The organism is Bartonella callosciuri (assembly GCF_014203215.1).
Classification (GTDB): domain Bacteria; phylum Pseudomonadota; class Alphaproteobacteria; order Rhizobiales; family Rhizobiaceae; genus Bartonella; species Bartonella callosciuri.
Genome location: NZ_JACHIM010000001.1, coordinates 25,321 through 43,405, shown reverse-complemented (window position 1 = coordinate 43,405; position 18,085 = coordinate 25,321). Strand labels below are relative to the sequence as shown.

The 18,085-nt window shown below is 38.4% G+C and carries 12 protein-coding genes and 1 pseudogene; 5 read left to right on the top strand and 8 right to left on the bottom strand.

Features of this window, described 5'->3' with window-relative positions:
- Positions 1–13 precede the first annotated feature (13 nt).
- Entirely contained in the window at positions 14–1,441 is a 1,428-nt protein-coding gene (locus HNQ69_RS00235; protein WP_183228120.1) for an MFS transporter, read from the top strand.
- Positions 1,442–1,482: 41 nt separating this feature from the next.
- Here HNQ69_RS00235 and HNQ69_RS00230 read toward each other — a convergent pair whose 3' ends face one another.
- From HNQ69_RS00230 to ssb, 7 genes and pseudogenes are all read right to left on the bottom strand, one after another.
- Positions 1,483–2,682, bottom strand: a complete 1,200-nt coding sequence (locus tag HNQ69_RS00230) for an MFS transporter (protein WP_183228119.1) — start codon at positions 2,680–2,682, stop codon at positions 1,483–1,485.
- Between the two features lie 718 nt (positions 2,683–3,400).
- Positions 3,401–4,519, bottom strand: a complete 1,119-nt coding sequence (gene tgt / locus HNQ69_RS00225) for a tRNA guanosine(34) transglycosylase Tgt (protein ID WP_183228118.1) — start codon at positions 4,517–4,519, stop codon at positions 3,401–3,403.
- A gap of 1,282 nt (positions 4,520–5,801) precedes the next feature.
- Positions 5,802–6,314 (bottom strand): peptidylprolyl isomerase, encoded by a 513-nt coding sequence (locus tag HNQ69_RS00220; protein ID WP_183228117.1) that lies wholly within the window; start codon positions 6,312–6,314, stop codon positions 5,802–5,804.
- A gap of 19 nt (positions 6,315–6,333) precedes the next feature.
- Positions 6,334–6,927: a peptidylprolyl isomerase gene (locus HNQ69_RS00215; protein ID WP_183228116.1), complete on the bottom strand. Its 594-nt coding sequence runs from the start codon at positions 6,925–6,927 to the stop codon at positions 6,334–6,336.
- A pseudogene (gene coaD, locus HNQ69_RS00210) lies at positions 6,917–7,434 on the bottom strand (pantetheine-phosphate adenylyltransferase). Before coaD ends, HNQ69_RS00215 begins: the two are co-directional and overlap by 11 nt.
- A 26-nt stretch (positions 7,435–7,460) precedes the next feature.
- The gene (gyrA, locus tag HNQ69_RS00205; RefSeq protein ID WP_183228114.1) at positions 7,461–10,241 is read right to left on the bottom strand and encodes a DNA gyrase subunit A; all 2,781 of its coding nucleotides are present in this window, start codon (positions 10,239–10,241) and stop codon (positions 7,461–7,463) included.
- A gap of 229 nt (positions 10,242–10,470) precedes the next feature.
- Positions 10,471–10,989 (bottom strand): single-stranded DNA-binding protein, encoded by a 519-nt coding sequence (ssb, locus tag HNQ69_RS00200; RefSeq protein WP_183228113.1) that lies wholly within the window; start codon positions 10,987–10,989, stop codon positions 10,471–10,473.
- 340 nt (positions 10,990–11,329) lie between these two features.
- Here ssb and uvrA point away from each other — a divergent pair, with 340 nt between their 5' ends.
- The 4 genes from uvrA to HNQ69_RS00180 all read left to right on the top strand — a co-directional run bounded on the left by uvrA (position 11,330) and on the right by HNQ69_RS00180 (position 17,250).
- Positions 11,330–14,230 (top strand): excinuclease ABC subunit UvrA, encoded by a 2,901-nt coding sequence (gene uvrA / locus HNQ69_RS00195; protein WP_183228112.1) that lies wholly within the window; start codon positions 11,330–11,332, stop codon positions 14,228–14,230.
- 507 nt (positions 14,231–14,737) lie between these two features.
- Positions 14,738–15,076 carry a P-II family nitrogen regulator gene (locus HNQ69_RS00190; protein ID WP_183228111.1) on the top strand — a complete coding sequence of 113 codons (339 nt, stop codon included), beginning with the start codon at positions 14,738–14,740 and terminating at the stop codon, positions 15,074–15,076.
- A 61-nt stretch (positions 15,077–15,137) separates the two neighbouring features.
- Positions 15,138–16,547, top strand: coding sequence for a type I glutamate--ammonia ligase (glnA, locus tag HNQ69_RS00185; RefSeq protein WP_183228110.1), 1,410 nt, complete (start codon positions 15,138–15,140; stop codon positions 16,545–16,547).
- 157 nt (positions 16,548–16,704) lie between these two features.
- A complete protein-coding gene (locus HNQ69_RS00180) occupies positions 16,705–17,250 on the top strand; it encodes a hypothetical protein (protein ID WP_183228109.1) in 546 nt (181 codons plus the stop codon).
- Between the two features lie 49 nt (positions 17,251–17,299).
- Here the strand turns inward: HNQ69_RS00180 and HNQ69_RS00175 are convergent, their stop codons facing one another.
- The gene (locus HNQ69_RS00175) at positions 17,300–18,082 is read right to left on the bottom strand and encodes an ATP12 family chaperone protein (RefSeq protein WP_183228108.1); all 783 of its coding nucleotides are present in this window, start codon (positions 18,080–18,082) and stop codon (positions 17,300–17,302) included.
- Positions 18,083–18,085 lie beyond the last annotated feature (3 nt).

Genomic DNA, 18,085 nt, shown 5'->3' with positions numbered 1-18,085 from the left:
AATAGCAAAAACAGTGGAAAAACAAAGCTGGTCCGCGCTTTTATTAGGTAGAAATGGTGTTCGCTTTTTAACGTTTACAGGCGGTGTTATATTGCACGCCACCAACGTTTACATTGTTGTTACTATTCTGCCTTCTCTTATGAGTGACATTGGTGGAGAACTTTATTATTCTTGGGTGGCGACTGTTTTTATTACAGCATCACTCCTTGGTACTTCATTTGCAACAAAAATACTGGAAAAAATAGGTCCTCGCAAAGCTTATGCTGTCTCTGCGCTCTTCTTTACCGTTGGAACCTTTATGTGCAGCAGTGCATCGACTATGCCATCTTTTTTAATAGGACGCTTTATTCAGGGATTCGGCAGTGGTTCTTTACTATCCCTATCCTATTCTATGATACGTATTGTTTTCAGTCCATCTGTATGGTCACATGCATTGAGTGTTATTTCTGGAATGTGGGGAATATCAACCTTATTAGGACCTGCCATCGGTGGCATTTCTGTACATTACGGTGTATGGAGAGCATCTTTTTTAGTTCTTGGTGCATTAGCAATAATCTTCTTGCTCATAGCCCTTAAAGTTTTACCAAAAGAAAATGAAAATTATATTCCAACATCCCCACTCCCCCTCGTACAACTCTTTACACTCATTTTACTGATTTTCATCATTTCTGCTGGAGGAGCTATGGATAGTACAGTTGCAAAAATCTGCGGTCTAGTTATCGGATTGAGTCTTCTCTTAGTTCTAGCAAAGATCGAATCATCTACACTTCATCCTATGTTACCGCGCAACTCCTTTTCCCTCTCTTCCGAGCTTTTTCCTGTTTACACATTGATACTCACCATGACTATAGTGGTATATAGTATAGAGCTTTATTTTCCACTTTTTCTTCAAGAACTTCATGGACAAGCCCCACTCATTGCTGGTTATATGGCAACACTCATGAGTCTCGGTTGGACATGTGGTGCTCTATCAAGTGCTGGTATATCCACAAAAAAAGTTCGCAGAATCATTGTATATTCTCCCATCTTAAACCTGTTAGGCATAAGCATTCTTTTATGGTTTATTCCGACAAAAGCTTCTACCTCTGAACATATTTTTATCATTTGCTTTTCATTATTTGCTATCGGAATCAGCGCTGGTATAGCATGGCCGCATTTGTTAACTCGGATCTTACAATGTGCAAATAATGAAGATGCTCTACGTGCTAGCGAATCCCTTACCTCTGTACAGTTGTTTTCAGCCGCGTTAAGCGCAACACTTTCAGGAACAATTACCAATCTTGCTGGTCTCTTTAATCCTGGAGGAATAGTAGACATAATTTCAGCAGCAAAAGCTCTTGTTGCAGCACTCATCGGTCTTTTATTTTTTCTTGGTATCCCATTTGCTCTACGCGTTTCCTATAATATATTTAAAAATCCAACAGGGCAATCAAAGAACTAAAGCAATAAAAAGATATTTTTTCTCAATAACGAAAAGAAATGTTAATCAGAATCTTCTGCATACCATGAGAAGCAAAAAATCAGTAATCCACACAGAGTTAAAACACACCCAACAACAGCAGTATATTCGTAACTATAACCCAACTTTAAAACCCATGCTCCAGATTCTGCTCCAAGAGCATTTGCAATATTAAAAGCAGATTGCATTAATGCTCCCGCTAAAACCTGCCCATGAAGAGCAACATCCATAATTTTTGTTTGTATGGAAGGCATAGCTGCAAAAGAAGTACCAATAAAAAAACATCCTAATGCGGCCGTTAACGGAGCATGGGATAAAAAGAAAAAAAGGAAAAAAACAAAGGTACTCCAAAGCATAGAAAAAAATATCGTTGGTGAAATACCGAATTTAGCCGCAAACTTAGGCCCCAAAAGATTGCCAACCACCATCCCCAACCCAACTAACGGCATAATAAAAGGCACCCAATCAAGCGAAACACCAGCAATATGCATTAATGTTGATTTAATATAAGTAAAAACAGAAAATAATCCTGATGCTCCAACCGAAACCATCGTCAAAAGAAGCCACACTTGCTTTTGTTTTAACGCACCCAATTCGCGTAGAGGGCTTGTTTTTAAAAGATTTAAATCAAAAGGCAAAAACTTCCAAACAAGCAAACAACACAATAAAGCAATAGCGCCAACAAGGATAAAAGCAATCTGCCAACCAATAAGCTGACCAATCCAGGTTGCACCGGGTGCTCCCAAAACGGTCGCAATTGTTAAACCAAGCATAACATAGCCAACAGCTTTGGAACGTTCATTCATTTCCACCATTGAAGCTGCAACCATAGTTGCAAGACCGAAATAGATACCATGTGGAAGACCACTGATAAAACGCAACCCTATCAATATGCTAAAATCAGAAAAAAAGGCACTAGCAATATTTGCAAGTGCATAAAAAAACATCAATCCTATCAAAACAGTTTTGCGTGATAACTTAGCTGTTGCAATAGCTAAAAGAGGCGCTCCAATCACAACACCCAATGCATAAGCAGAAATATATTGACCCGCTGTAGGAATATCAACAGATGAGCTTCGTGCCATCTCCGGCTGTAGTCCCATTGCAACGAATTCTGCAGTACCAATAGCAAAACTTCCCACGGCAAGAGCTAAAACTGCCAAACACCGTGTTTTCGAATCAATCTCTGATGCAAAAAGGGGGGGGCTATAAGAATTATTCATTGTTAGCGTTTCTGCATATTGACACTTTAATTGTAGCTATCTGTAATATGGTATAAGTGAAAGAAGAATCTTCTTATATCTCTATCTAAGAATTTCCAAAGAAGTATTAAAATATCTTCCACAGTGAAAAGACTAACACCTTTATTTTTCTTTTTAGTGGCATAATAAAATGTCTATTCACAAATAAAACTTATTTTTTAACTGCATAGCAGCTGCAATATTATGTAACTTCAATGAATCTTCAATTATATTAGAATATCGCTATTAGAAAAAATAAACACAGCACTTTAAAATATTAACCGTTTGCATTTTCTAAATCTCTAATTCAAACTAAATCACCACCATCCTTAATGAGATAGCCTTCGTTAAGGCTTCATTTTTAACGAAAAAAATAAAAAATACCCTATAAAAACGCAATTTTCATACTTCTTTAAGAGTTCGCTAACGCCTCATTAACATTGTTGATCTAAACAGTCATCAGAAGCAGAAAAACTGTTTTTCTCCGGATCAGGTAGCGCGTACCGGAGTCAACAGTTTCTGTTTATCACTACAATCGCAGGAGAATGTAGACCAATAAAACTGTGCATTCATCTTTTAGCTCAATATAATTTTATCCTTTTAAAAAGCATTTCTAATTTTATTTTTAAGCAAAAACTTTTGGTGCAAAATAAATTAGGCAACATGAAAAAGACAGCCACTATGCATGACGGTTAACATTTTAGCGTCCCTGCATCCACAAAGCACGAGTTTCAGCGCAAAAGTCAGCATAACATCCTTCTTCAATGGCATCACGAATTCCTTGCATAAGATTCTGATAATAAAAGAGATTATTCCAAGTCAACAACATACCACCAAGAGATTCACCAGATTTGATCAAATGATACAAATAAGCACAACTATAATCAGATGTAGCAGGACAAAGCGACTGTGGATCAAGAGGATATGGATCTTCTGCATAACGTGCATTACGCAAATTAATTCTCCCAAAGCGTGTAAAAGCTAAACCATGACGTCCCGCACGTGTTGGCATCACACAGTCAAACATATCAATACCGCGAGCAACACTCTTTAAAATATCATCAGGTGTTCCTACCCCCATGAGATAACGCGGCTTATCCTCTGGCAAAATCGGACAAGTAGCATCCAATATGGCTGTCATAACACTCTGCGGTTCACCAACTGCAAGCCCTCCAATAGCATAGCCCTTCAAATCCATCTCTTTTAATGCTTTGGCAGAACGTTCACGCAATTTCATATTATCACCGCCTTGAACAATACCAAAAAGTGCTTTGTCTGGCTGATCACCAAAAGCTGTTTTACAACGCTGTGCCCACCGCAATGAAAGTTCCATAGCAGCTTCTATTTCTTTTTCACTTGCAGGTAATGCGATACATTGATCCAGTTGCATCTGGATATCCGCATTAAGAAGCCCTTGAATTTCAATAGAGCGCTCTGGACTCATTTCATAGTACGCTCCATTAATATAAGAGCGAAAAATTACACCTTGTTCTGTAATTTTACGGATTCCCGCCAATGACATAACCTGAAATCCACCAGAATCGGTTAAAATAGGTCCAAACCAGCGTGAAAATTCATGTAAGCCCCCTAAACGCGCAACACGCTCTGCCCCCGGACGCAACATTAAATGATAAGTATTACCCAAAATGATATCTGCTCCAAGAGCACGGATCTGATCCATATACATAGCCTTAACGGTTCCTGCCGTCCCAACTGGCATAAATGCGGGTGTGCGGACACACCCACGACTCGTTATGATTTCGCCACGACGCGCATAGCCATCTTGAGCAATTTTCCTATAATGAAATGTCTTTATCATCATTCTCGTCTTTTTGATTTCATAAATTCATAAAGCTATAGAAAGAAAAGAGAAACTTCTCTTGCCAGCAATATCATAAATTTTATGGATTGATTCTCGATTCGCTAAATATTGCCATTAGAATAAAAAATTAAACGAAATAAATACAGTTTTGTGACTAAGCAATGACTACAGTTAAAATGATAATCTCATTTCACAAAAATACTAAGAATACCTTTTAACATAATATCTTAAAAAGCTTTCCTTACTCACCACAGTTTTCAAAAACTATGAGGCTGCTTTTTAATAACAACGACCATATTCGTATATACTTTCACTCCCTGTAATGCCGAGAGAGTTTTGCAGTAAGAGAAGAAACCTCTAAATACAGAGCCTCAAATATGTTTACTTTCACAGATAAAAAATTTTTATGTCTCTATTGAAATATAACCAGTCTAAAGCTGTCCTGTAATTTTCTAATAAAATACAAATCAGTAGAGTATATTTTATCACTTGTCTCACAAGTAAAAAGGAGCTTTACATTTTTGCTTTCAAGCTCTTAAACACACTTTCATAATAATATGAGAATAGAAATATGCACATTTAAATAGCGTATCACAGTGAACATCAAAAGCATTCATATACTCTAGTGATCTCTATAATATTTAAATTTATATCTTTCCGTCATCAAAAATCTTCAAAAGAGACGGACATAAAAATCCTTTCTTATATACACTTTTGAACAACCCAAAGCAAAATAATCTTTTCATCCAAACAAGCAAACCTCAATGCAAGCTTATCGCACGTGACAAGTGAAATCTCTAAAATGTCACTTGCGTAAACAGAGAACTCAGACAAATAAAAAAACTCATATATTCCCCAATGCGCAACACACTTAGCTCCCAGATACAACATTAAAAGATAAAAAGATTGCCCAAAGTGATACTTCTCCTAAGAGTAGATACCTGATTCATATAAATACGCTTAAGGTTCTTGCTATCCCAACGATTATAAAGAGAAGTGTGGGAATAAACCGTATTATAATACAAGCACAAAAACTTGAGCATAATGTCCTATTTGGCAAATGACATTTGCCAATAATAGGCAGACAAATAGGCAGATAACATGCCATAAACCTATTGTACCTAAAAGCAAAAAATCTTAATGCAAAAAACGACCCATAACAATTGAATTTTCGTATGAATAAAAGCCACAATAAATTACCCTTCATCGCACTCAAAACAAGAAGCAGACGGAAATATCTTCACTTGATAATATTACGATTAAAACTGATATAATTATTCTATTGTGCATCCGCAGCAATTGTAGCTTTAATAATTGTATCAGGATCTACAACAGGCTCACCACGCTTAATTTGGTCAACATTTTCCATACCTTCAATAACTTGCCCCCATATGGAATATTGACGATCAAGCCAAGGAGCATCAGCAAAGCAAATAAAAAATTGTGAATTAGCAGAATTGGGATTCTGACTACGCGCCATAGAAACTGTACCACGCTTATGAGAAAGATTCGAAAACTCTGCTGTCAAATTCGGCTTCTGTGAACCACCCATACCCGCACGCGATAAATTAAATTTTTCAGCATCCTTTTTTCCAAATTCTACATCACCGGTTTGTGCCATAAAACCATCAATAACACGATGAAAAATCACGTTATCATAAGCACCTTCACGTACAAGTTCCTTAATACGTGCAACATGACCAGGTGCTAACTCAGCAAAAAGTTCAATAGCAACTCTGCCCTTCGTTGTTTCAAGAATTAAGGTATTCTCTAGATTCTTAGTCTTGGCCATATGGCTAAACTCCTTTGATTCATCTATCATCTTGCAAAGCGGCAGTATTAATAACATCGGGATTTTTTACAGATCCATTATTACGTGTAGTGCCTTTTTTTATTTTATCAACAACATCCATTCCTTTTATGACTTCCCCAACAACAGTATACTGACCATTTAAAAAGGCGGTATCATCAAAACAAATAAAAAATTGAGAATTAGCGGAATTTGGATCTTGTGAACGTGCCATTCCAACGGTACCACGCTTAAATGGCTGCTTTGAAAACTCCGCCGATATATTGGGATAATTTGAGCCTCCCATACCAACGCGCTTAAGATCAAAATCTGGACTGTCCTTTTTTCCAAATTTTACATCACCAGTCTGTGCCATAAAACCTGGAATAACACGGTGAAATACAACATTGTTGTAAGCACCTTCCTTTGTTAACCTCTTGATTTGTGCAACATGCTTTGGTGCCAAATCAGGACGAAGACGAATAACTACATCACCATTTTTGAGAGATAAAACAAGAACGTTAGAATCATCAGCGGTATTAAAATTATTTGCTACAGCACCCAAAGAAAAAAAGCAAAAAATACATGTTAAAACAGCAAAAATTCTAAGATACACAATCATTCTCCCCTAAAATTGAAATTTTAAGCGCAAAGCTTTTGCAACATTTGCAGGTACAAAGGGTGCCACATCACCTCCCATAGCAGCAATCTGGCGCACCAATGTGGAAGTTATTGCACGCCCAGAAACGCTCGCCGGTAAAAAAACAGTTTGTAATTCAGGAGCCATAATACTGTTCATTCCCGCCATTTGCATTTCATAATCAAGGTCAGTGCCATCACGTAACCCGCGAATAAGAAGTGAAGCACCAATTTCACGAGCCTTATCAATCAAAAGAGTATCAAACGAGATAACCTGCAATTGATCCGGATTTATATTTAATAACTCTTTTCCTACCTGGGCAATCAAATTAACACGCTCTTCAAAACTAAAAAGTGGTTCTTTTTTAGCTTGTCGACCTATAGCCACAACCACCTTATCAGCCAAAACGAAACTGCCTCGCAAAACATCAAGATGACCATTTGTAAGAGGATCGAAGGAACCCGCATAAAGAGCGATTTTCATTATTTTACTCCGCATACCCTTCAAAATTATTTGTCTTCGTTCACATCAACCGTATCAGAATGTTTTCCAGATTCACCATCTAATTGGCTATCATCCTCTTCAGATTCAGAAATACGCTCAACCGATACGACTTTTTCACCTTCAGCTGTATTGAAAATTGTCACCCCTTTAGTCGAACGACCAGCTACACGAATACCATCAACAGGGACACGAATAAGCTGCCCCCCATCGGATACCAGCATAATTTGATCTTGTGCCTTCACCGGAAAAGCCGCCACTAATTTGCCAATTTCAACTGTCTTAGATGGATCTGTTGCACGAATCCCTTTCCCACCACGTCCCGAAATCCGGAACTCATACGAGGAAGATCGTTTCCCATAACCAAACTCACTCACTGTTAAAAGCATCTGTTCGCGCGCATGAAGTTCTGCATAGCGCTCCTCTGTCAACTCTGTCCCTATTCCTCCATCTTCTTCGTCAAGAGACAGAATATCTTCAGCATCAACACCAGCAGCACGCCGTTCATTAATCACACGTTTAACGTAAGCAGAACGCTCAACCGATGTTGCTTCAACATGCTTTAAGAGTGTCATCGAAATGACTTTATCACCATGAGCTAAATTGATACCACGGACCCCTACTGAATTACGTCCTGCAAAAACACGAACCTCAACAACTGGAAAACGAATACATTGTCCATTAGCCGTTGTCAGAACAACATCATCCTGCTCTGTACAGGTTTCAACAGAAAGAATTTCATCTCCTTCTTCATCAAGTTTCATTGCAATTTTGCCATTACGATTAACCTGAACAAAATCTGATAACTTATTACGACGCACAGTTCCACGGGTGGTTGCAAACATAATATCCAATGCACTACAACGCGCTTCATCTTCTGGTAAGGGCATAATAGTTGTTATGCGCTCACCTTGCTGTAAGGGAAGCAGATTAATCAGAGCTCGCCCACGCGATTGCGGGGTACCGATAGGCAAACGCCAAACTTTTTCCTTATAAACAATCCCACGCGAAGAAAAGAAAAGAACCGGTGTGTGTGTATTAACCACAAACAATCGCGTTACAAAATCCTCATCTTTCGTTGACATACCAGAACGCCCCTTACCACCGCGGCGCTGCGCACGGTATGTATTGAGAGGTACCCGTTTAATATAGCCACTATGACTAACCGTTACCACCATATCTTCCGGTGCGATCAGATCTTCACTATCCATCTCAGCACTACCAAAACCAAAGACAGTGCGTCGGGGCGTTGCAAATTCCTCGCGAAGAGCTCTTAGCTCATCCTTAACAATACTCATAATACGCGAACGGGACGCCAAAATACCAAGGTAATCGGTAATATCCACTCCAATTTTATTCAATTCATCAGCAATTTCATCACGCCCAAGTGCCGTTAACTTTTGCAAGCGCAATTCTAAAATAGCACGCGCCTGCTCTTCAGATAAATTATAAGTACTATCCTCGTGAATAATATGGCGGGGGTCATCAATAAGTTTAATCAAAGGCGCTACATCAGTAGCCGGCCAGCGCCATTCCATTAATTGTGCACGCGCTGTCTGTGGATCAGGAGCTTTACGAATGAGGGCTATAATTTCATCAATATTTGCAACAGCAAGTGCAAGACCAACCAAAACATGGGCACGCTCACGTGCTTTACGCAAAAGATATTTTGTTCGCCGACTTACAACTTCTTCCCGGAAAGAAACAAATGCACGAAGCATATCAAGCAACGACATCTGCTCAGGTTTTCCACCGTTCAACGCAACCATATTACAACCAAAGGAAGTTTGCAGTGGCGTATAACGATATAATTGGTTCAAAACAACTTCCGCAACAACATCTTTCTTCAGCTCAATAACGACACGATATCCATCACGATCAGATTCATCACGCAAATCAGAAATCCCTTCGATGCGTTTATCGCGCACCAATTCAGCCATTTTCTCAATCATCGTTGCTTTATTAACTTGATAAGGTATCTCACTCACAATAATTGCCTGTCGACCATTGCGAATTTCTTCAATATCGACCTTAGCACGCATAATAATTGAACCGCGTCCCGTTTCATAAGCCGAACGGACACCGGAATGACCAAGAATAATACCACCGGTGGGGAAATCAGGACCAGGAATAATTTCAATGATCTTATCAAGTGTTATATCAGGATTATCAATCAAAGCGATACAACTATCAACAACTTCACCAAGATTATGGGGAGGAATATTGGTTGCCATTCCTACAGCAATACCACCTGACCCATTGACCAAAAGATTAGGGAACCGTGCGGGTAAGACGACCGGTTCACGTTCACGCCCATCATAATTGTCCTGAAAATCAACAGTTTCTTTATCAATATCAGCTAAAAGCTCTTCTGAAACTTTTTCTAAACGACATTCTGTATAGCGCATCGCTGCAGGCGGATCACCATCAACAGAGCCAAAATTTCCTTGACCATCAATCAACGGATTTCTCAAAGAGAAATCCTGTGCCATACGCACCAAAGCATCATAAATTGAGGCATCACCATGGGGATGGAATTTCCCCATAACCTCACCAACAACCCCGGCAGACTTACGATAAGACTTATTAAAAGAAAGCCCCATTTCATTCATGGCATGAAGAATACGCCGATGAACTGGTTTAAGACCATCACGTACATCCGGAAGTGCACGCGAAACAATTACGCTCATAGCATAATCGAGATAGGAGCGTTGCATTTCATCAATAATACTGATTGGTTCAATACCGGTCAGCACATCACGTTCTGAGTGTGGAGTAAGATCGGTCACAACTTCAAGACTTTCAAAAAAGAATCACTTTACTCTTTGTATATCGAAAAATACATCAAAATGCTAATTTCTCTCTTATAACAGGGAAGAAATTTAACAATAATTTTCAACATGTTATTTATTTGTGTTAAAAATCATAGATAAAATGAACAAAACTCTCTTTGCTAAAATTTAAAAACCTAAAACAAAGAACACCCAAAGTAATAATCATAGGGCCCCTTAAAGACTATTAAAAAGGAACGTCATCATCTAATTTATGTGAAAAACTTTCCTCTGATTGGTTATTGTTTTGCCCGAAAGCATTTTTCTGGTTTGAACTACTATCACCAAAACCACCACTGGCATAACTGCCACCTGTCTGATTTACACCTTGCATTTGTTCCCCACCAGCTGCTCCACGTCCATCAAGCATTTGTAATTCACCACGGTATTTTTGCAAAACAATCTCTGTTGTATAACGGTCATTGCCGTTTTGATCTTGCCATTTGCGTGTCTGTAACTGACCTTCAATGTAGATTTTACTGCCTTTTTTTAAATATTGCTCTACAACTTTGATAAGGTTTTCGTTAAAAATAACAATATTATGCCACTCGGTTCGTTCTTTTCGCTCATTTGTATTACGATCACGCCAACTTTCTGAAGTAGCAATACGTAAATTTGCTACTTGATCACCAGAGTTCAAACGGCGGATTTCAGGATCCGCACCAAGATTACCAATCAAAATAACTTTATTAAGGCTACCAGCCATTGCATAAACTCCAAAATTTTAATTCGCAAAATAATCTTTATTATATATTTGTTCTATAGAGATCATTACCATCTTGACCTAACCACTTGCATATCTGCAATTGACCTTCAATGTGGATTTTGTTACCCTCTAAGATATCATACCGTAATTATAACAAAAGATGATAACAACGCATAGTTTATTCCACCGTTAGAGAAGAATAAAGCTGTTCCCAACTTTTCTTTTCACAGAACTTGCATTCTTTATCCCCGTTAGAGCAATGAAATAGATTGTAATTCTAAAAAACAGTTTTATTCTATTTTAAATGCTCAATTTTTGCTACATATGCCAAGGATAAAATATGGCTCATCAAAAATACATCTCCATTCGTGGTGCGCGTGAGCATAACCTTAAAAATATTGATATAGATCTCCCTCGTAATAAACTGATTGTGATCACGGGACTTTCTGGATCAGGCAAATCATCCTTAGCTTTCGATACTATTTACGCCGAAGGGCAACGTCGTTATGTTGAAAGTCTTTCTGCCTATGCACGCCAATTTCTGGAAGTGATGCAAAAACCAGATGTGGACAGAATAGATGGTCTTTCTCCAGCCATTTCCATTGAACAAAAAACGACCAGCCGCAATCCTCGCTCAACAGTAGGTACCGTAACTGAAATCCACGACTATATGCGGCTTCTCTTTGCAAGTATTGGTATTCCTTATTCTCCGGCTACAGGACGTCCTATTGAAAGTCAGACGGTAAGCCAAATGGTTGACCAAATTCTGGACTTACCAGAAGGTACACGGGCTTTTATTATGGCCCCTCTCGTTCGAGGACGAAAAGGAGAATATAAGAAAGAACTCGCTGAACTTTTAAAAAGAGGATTTCAGCGCGCCAAAGTTGATGGAAAGTTCTATGAAATTCCTGATATTCCTCCTCTTGATAAAAAGTATAAACATGACATAGATGTGGTAGTGGATCGCATTGTTGTAAACAGTGACATTGCCTCCCGCTTAGCAGACAGTATAGAAACCTGTTTACAGCTAGCAAATGGGCTTGCAGTTGCTGAAATGGCTGACCAACCTTTAGTACAAAACGAAACCACGAAAGAATCTGCTCATAAATCAAAAAATGAAACACACAAACGTCTTATTTTTTCAGAAAAGTTTTGCTGCCCCATATCTGGATTTTCTATCCCTGAAATTGAACCACGCCTCTTTTCATTTAATAACCCTTTTGGTGCTTGCCCCACTTGCGATGGACTTGGCATTAAAAAGGCAATAGACCCGATAAAAGTTGTACCAAATAAAAATCTTACCTTAGAGGATGGCGCAATTGCACCTTGGTCTAAATCACCTTCACCTTACTATAGTCAAATCCTAGAGGCATTGGGAAAAACTTACGGATTTAAACTTACAGACAAATGGTGTGTACTCTCAGATGAAGCACAACATGCTATTCTTTATGGTACAAAAAGAAAAGAAATCTCCTTTATTTATAAAAATGATTCAGATTCGCATAAAACGACTCAATATTTTGAAGGCATCATTCCTAATATGGAGCAGCGATGGAAAGAAATCGATTCTACATGGTTATGTGAAGAAATTGAGCGTTATATGTCTTCTTCACTCTGCCCAGCTTGTCATGGTTATCGTTTAAAACCAGAGGCACTCGCTGTCAAAATTCACGGAATGCATATTGGGCAAATATCAGAACTTTCTATTCTCAAAGCAGATGACTGGTTTGCCAATATTGATCAATATCTCACTGAGAAACAACGGAGTATTGCAACACGTATTTTAAAAGAAATTCGTGAACGCTTAGCTTTTTTAAATCATGTCGGGCTTGAATATCTCACCTTATCTCGAAGTTCAGGCACCCTTTCAGGGGGTGAAAGTCAACGTATCCGGTTAGCATCTCAGATTGGCTCTGGTCTTACAGGTGTCCTTTATATTCTAGATGAACCATCCATCGGTTTACACCAACGCGATAATGAACGCCTTCTGAAAATGCTGCACCATCTGCGTGATCTTGGCAATACAGTTATTGTTGTTGAACATGATGAAGATGCCATTCTTAGTGCAGACCATGTGGTTGATATGGGCCCAGCCGCAGGCGTTCATGGCGGAGAAATCATAGCGCAAGGTACACCGCAGGAAATTATAGAAAATCCATCTTCTCTTACAGGCCAATATCTTTCAGGAAAAATGGCTGTTACAGTACCTGCTCAACGACGCAAAATATCAAAATCGAAAATACTTAAAGTTATCGGAGCCCGAGGAAATAACCTCAAAAACATCAGTACAGGCATTCCTCTTGGAACCTTTACATGCATAACCGGCGTTTCAGGCGGAGGAAAATCAACATTCCTCATTGAAACTCTTTTCAAAGCTGCATCACAACATATCATGGGAAGTCATCACAGCCCCGCAAGTTATGATAAAATTGAAGGATTAGAATTTCTTGATAAGGTCATTGATATCAACCAATCACCTATTGGACGCACCCCACGCTCTAATCCCGCAACCTATACGGGCGCATTTACCCCGATCCGTGAATGGTTTGCCGAACTTCCAGAATCAAAGGCTCGTGGTTACAAAACAGGACGGTTTTCATTCAATGTTAAGGGAGGACGTTGTGAAGCGTGCCAAGGCGATGGGGTTATCAAAATTGAAATGCATTTTTTACCGGATGTTTATGTCACTTGCGATGTCTGCCAAGGAAAACGTTATAATCGAGAAACGTTGGAAGTAAAGTTTAAAGGGCAATCTATCGCTGATGTTTTGGAGATGACAATCGAAAAAGCAGAGGATTTTTTCCAAGCTGTTCCAACCATTCACCACAAAATGAAGACACTCGTTAAAGTCGGTCTCGGCTATATTAAAGTAGGACAACAAGCCACAACACTTTCTGGTGGTGAAGCCCAACGTGTAAAACTTGCCAAAGAGCTTTCACGCAAAACAACGGGGCGTACGCTCTACATTTTAGATGAACCAACAACAGGTCTCCATTTTCATGATATTTCTAAACTCCTTGAAGTTCTGCATGAACTCGTCGAGCAAGGCAATACGGTTGCAGTCATTGAGCATAATCTTGAAGTTATAAAGACAGCTGACTGGATTATTGACTTAGGTCCTGAAGGTGGAGATCGCGGCGGTGAAATTGTTGCAGTTGGGCGTCCTGAAGATATTATTCATGTTCCGGCTTCCTCTACAGGAAAATTTCTGAAAGAAATTCTGTTACGTCGTCCCTTATAAACTCCATTTCTTAAAGTAATTCCCATTATAAAATATAGTATAGTATAATATTGTAACTGCTTTTGTATTGAGACAATTCATGAAAAGAATATTTACTCTCTTCTGAAACAGTTTTGACCCCCTCAGCCATTCCGCTTTTAACATGCAAGCGAACGATCTTTATGATTCATTATAAGAAGAATTAAAGTGAAGAGATCTTCCTGTATTTTAGACCCTCATTAAAGTTTTAGATGATGAGTGATCTTCATAAATTAATATATTATATAATTATAATAAAGAAAAAGAAAAAAAATATCTTTTATTGTATAATTTTTTACAATCCTTATAAATTTTTCCCAAAGAACAATAAAACTTCACTTTATATTACAAAAGAATCTTTCTCCACAGAATATCGAGTAACAGTATTTTTGACTTTTTGTGTACAAAGTATCTGTTGGACATCTCACAGTTGCCAATATAATGTGATGCAGTCTAAAAAGGCAAAATAACGTTGGAGATAATTTCAGCATGAAAAAAATTGAAGCCATTATAAAACCTTTCAAACTTGATGAAGTGAAAGAAGCGCTTCAAAAAATTGGACTACATGGTATTACAGTAACAGAAGCGAAAGGTTTTAGTCGTCAAAAAGAACATACAGAACTGTATCGCGGTGCTAAGTATGTTGTTAATTTTCTACCTAAAGTAAAAATTGAGATTGTTGTTGCCGATGAAAAACTGGAACAAGCCGTTAATACAATATGCAAAGCGGCTCAAACAAAACATATCGGAGATGGAAAAATATTTGTCTTTTCCGTTGATGATGCCATTCATATCGGCACTGACGAATCGGGAATAGATGCCCTTTAATAAATAATGACAAAATCTTTAGCTTTTTTATTCACCTCAATCCCACATAAGGAAATTAAATATGACAACCGCATCAGATATTATCAAACAGATTGCAGATAACGAAATCCGTTTTGTTGATTTACGTTTTACTGATCCGCGAGGAAAGCTGCATCACATTACAATGGATATCGCAGAAATCAGTGAAGATACATTTAGCGATGGCGTTATGTTTGATGGTTCTTCAATTTGCGGATGGAAAACAATTAATGAATCTGACATGGTTTTGATGCCGGACCCAGAAACAGCACATATTGATTCCTTTTTTGCTCAATCGACTTTAGCCATATTTTGTGATGTTCTTGATCCTGTTTCTGGAGAATTTTATCGTAGAGATCCTCGTTCTATCGCCAAGAGAGCTGAAATCTATATGAAGTCTTTAGGAATCGGAGATACAATCAATGTAGGACCAGAAGCGGAGTTTTTTATTTTTGATGATGTCCGCTATAAAACGGATCCTTACAATACAGGATTTAAACTCGATTCAAGTGAGCTTCCAGCTAATGATGATACGGAATATGAGACGGGGAATCTTGGCCATCGTCCACGAATGAAGGGCGGTTACCTTCCAGTTCCTCCAGTTGATTCCTGCCAAGATATGCGCTCTGAAATGCTCATCGCACTTAAAGATATGGGCGTCCGCGTGGAAAAGCATCATCATGAAGTGGCAGCAGGACAGCATGAATTGGGTATTCGCTTTGATACACTCGTTCGGGAAGCTGACAAGATGCAAATTTTTAAATATGTAGTCCATCAAATAGCAAATAGCTATGGAAAAACAGCTACTTTCATGCCAAAACCAATTTTTGGTGATAACGGCTCAGGCATGCATGTTCATATATCCATTTGGAAAGATGGCAAACCAATTTTTGCGGGCAACGAATATGCTGGACTATCAGAAACTTGCTTATTTTTTATCGGCGGTGTTATTAAGCATGCAAAAGCAATCAATGCCTTCACCAATCCATCCACAAACTCCTACAAGCGTTTAGTGCCTGGTTATGAAGCGCCTGTCCTTCTTGCTTATTCCGCGCGTAATCGTTCTGCGTCTTGCCGTATTCCAATGAGTGCTTCGCCAAATTCAAAGCGTGTAGAAGTGCGTTTCCCAGATCCAACAGCAAATCCTTATTTAGCATTTGCAGCACTTTTAATGGCTGGTCTTGATGGAATCAAAAATAAAATTCATCCTGGATATGCTATGGATAAAGATCTTTACGATCTTCCCTTAAAAGAGCTTAAAGAAATCCCTACAGTCTCAGGAAGTCTGCGCGAAGCACTTGAAGCACTTGATAAAGATCGTAGTTTTCTTAAGGCCGGCGACGTTTTTGACGATGATCAAATTAATTCTTTCATTCAAATAAAAATGCAAGAAGTTTTACGTTATGAAACAACGCCTCATCCTGTCGAATTTGATATGTACTATTCTGTTTAAAGAAGAATAGGTGTATTTTTTTGATTCAGAAATAGAGGTTTCAATCTCTATTTTTTTGGGTATTCTTTTCATCAAAAAGCACAAGTGGCTTTTTGTTAATATGCTTTTCCTTTATAAATTTAAGTGAATCCATTCAAATCAATTGACAAGGTTTCTAATGCTGCGAATTCGTTCACTACTTCCTATTTTTTTATACATTGCCTTTATTCTACCGGCGGCTCAAGCTTATACAGTCACAAATCAAAAACTTATAGACCTTGAAAAAGCAGCGTTTGCCTACAGCAAAGCGATTCAAAATGCTGATGCAAATACTCTCTTAAATTCTCTTCCTCCCCAAGTTATAAACAGCTTAACTGCCAAAAAGAATCTCAGTAAATCACAATTCCAACAAATCATGAGAAGTCAAATAGAACGATTGGCAGAAAATTATAAGATTGACAGTATTCACATTAACCAAAAACAAAAGCGTGAAGGCAAACTTGATAATGGTATCCCTTATTTCGTTATACCTATAGAGTTTATAACTACAACAAATACTGGAAAAAAGTGCTCTATCCAAACTGAGGTTATTGCTCTTCTTGACAATAACAAGTGGTACTTTATCCGTGGCAACGATGAAGCAACCTTAAACATCACCAGTACAGCATTTCCTGGACTTGAAAAAATAAAAGTAAATCCCCAAAAAATCACAAAAATACTATGATTGAGAAAAACTGCACGTGTAAATAATATAAATAAAAGAAAACATGTTCTTACAAACAAGCTGTAATGACTTTAGCAGCAGCATTGAATTCAGCTTGTTTATAAGAACGGCGTGCTATTGCTTCTTCATCACCGCCCCATTTTTCCATCACCCAATCTTCATCTAAATGGGCAATATCCCAAGCATGATCTGCATCAATTTTTTCCGCCATAACAGCAAGAGCAATGAGAGCTGATCCTGTTAAAGTTGTCATCGCATGAAGAGCGGCAAGCATATAAGGAGACTCAACTTTACGGAGATAATTGCTTACCGCTTGAATAGCTTGCTGTGATTGTTCAACATGCATAAGACCTTCGGCTAAATAAAAACGGGCACCAAGTTTTTCTTCTGCCCAATCCAGTAAAGGGTCCCACTTTTCACATTGTCGCTGTACCAGCTCTTTTGGTGTTTGTGCGCGATAAAAAACCATATCGCATGTAACAAAACGTAATAAATCCTCAAAAATAATCTGCATATTATAAGCTATGCCATCAATAACAGTATTAACAAGACGGGTTATAGGCATTTTTGTTGGATCAATAACTTGCTTTTGTCTTCCAAATTCCTGTGCTATTAATGTAGCTAACGCTTCTGTTGGCACGAAAAAAGGACGTTTTGCTGGCGTTTTAACTGGACATCCATCCAATAATATAGCAAAATTTCCTTCTTCACAAAAAATCTTTACTTCTTTATAAAATCGCTTGGGGTATGACTGACATGAAAGCTTTTGAGGCTTCTGAACGGAAGGATCTTTATTTAATGGCATATCAAAGTGATCCAAAATTTCGCGCATATC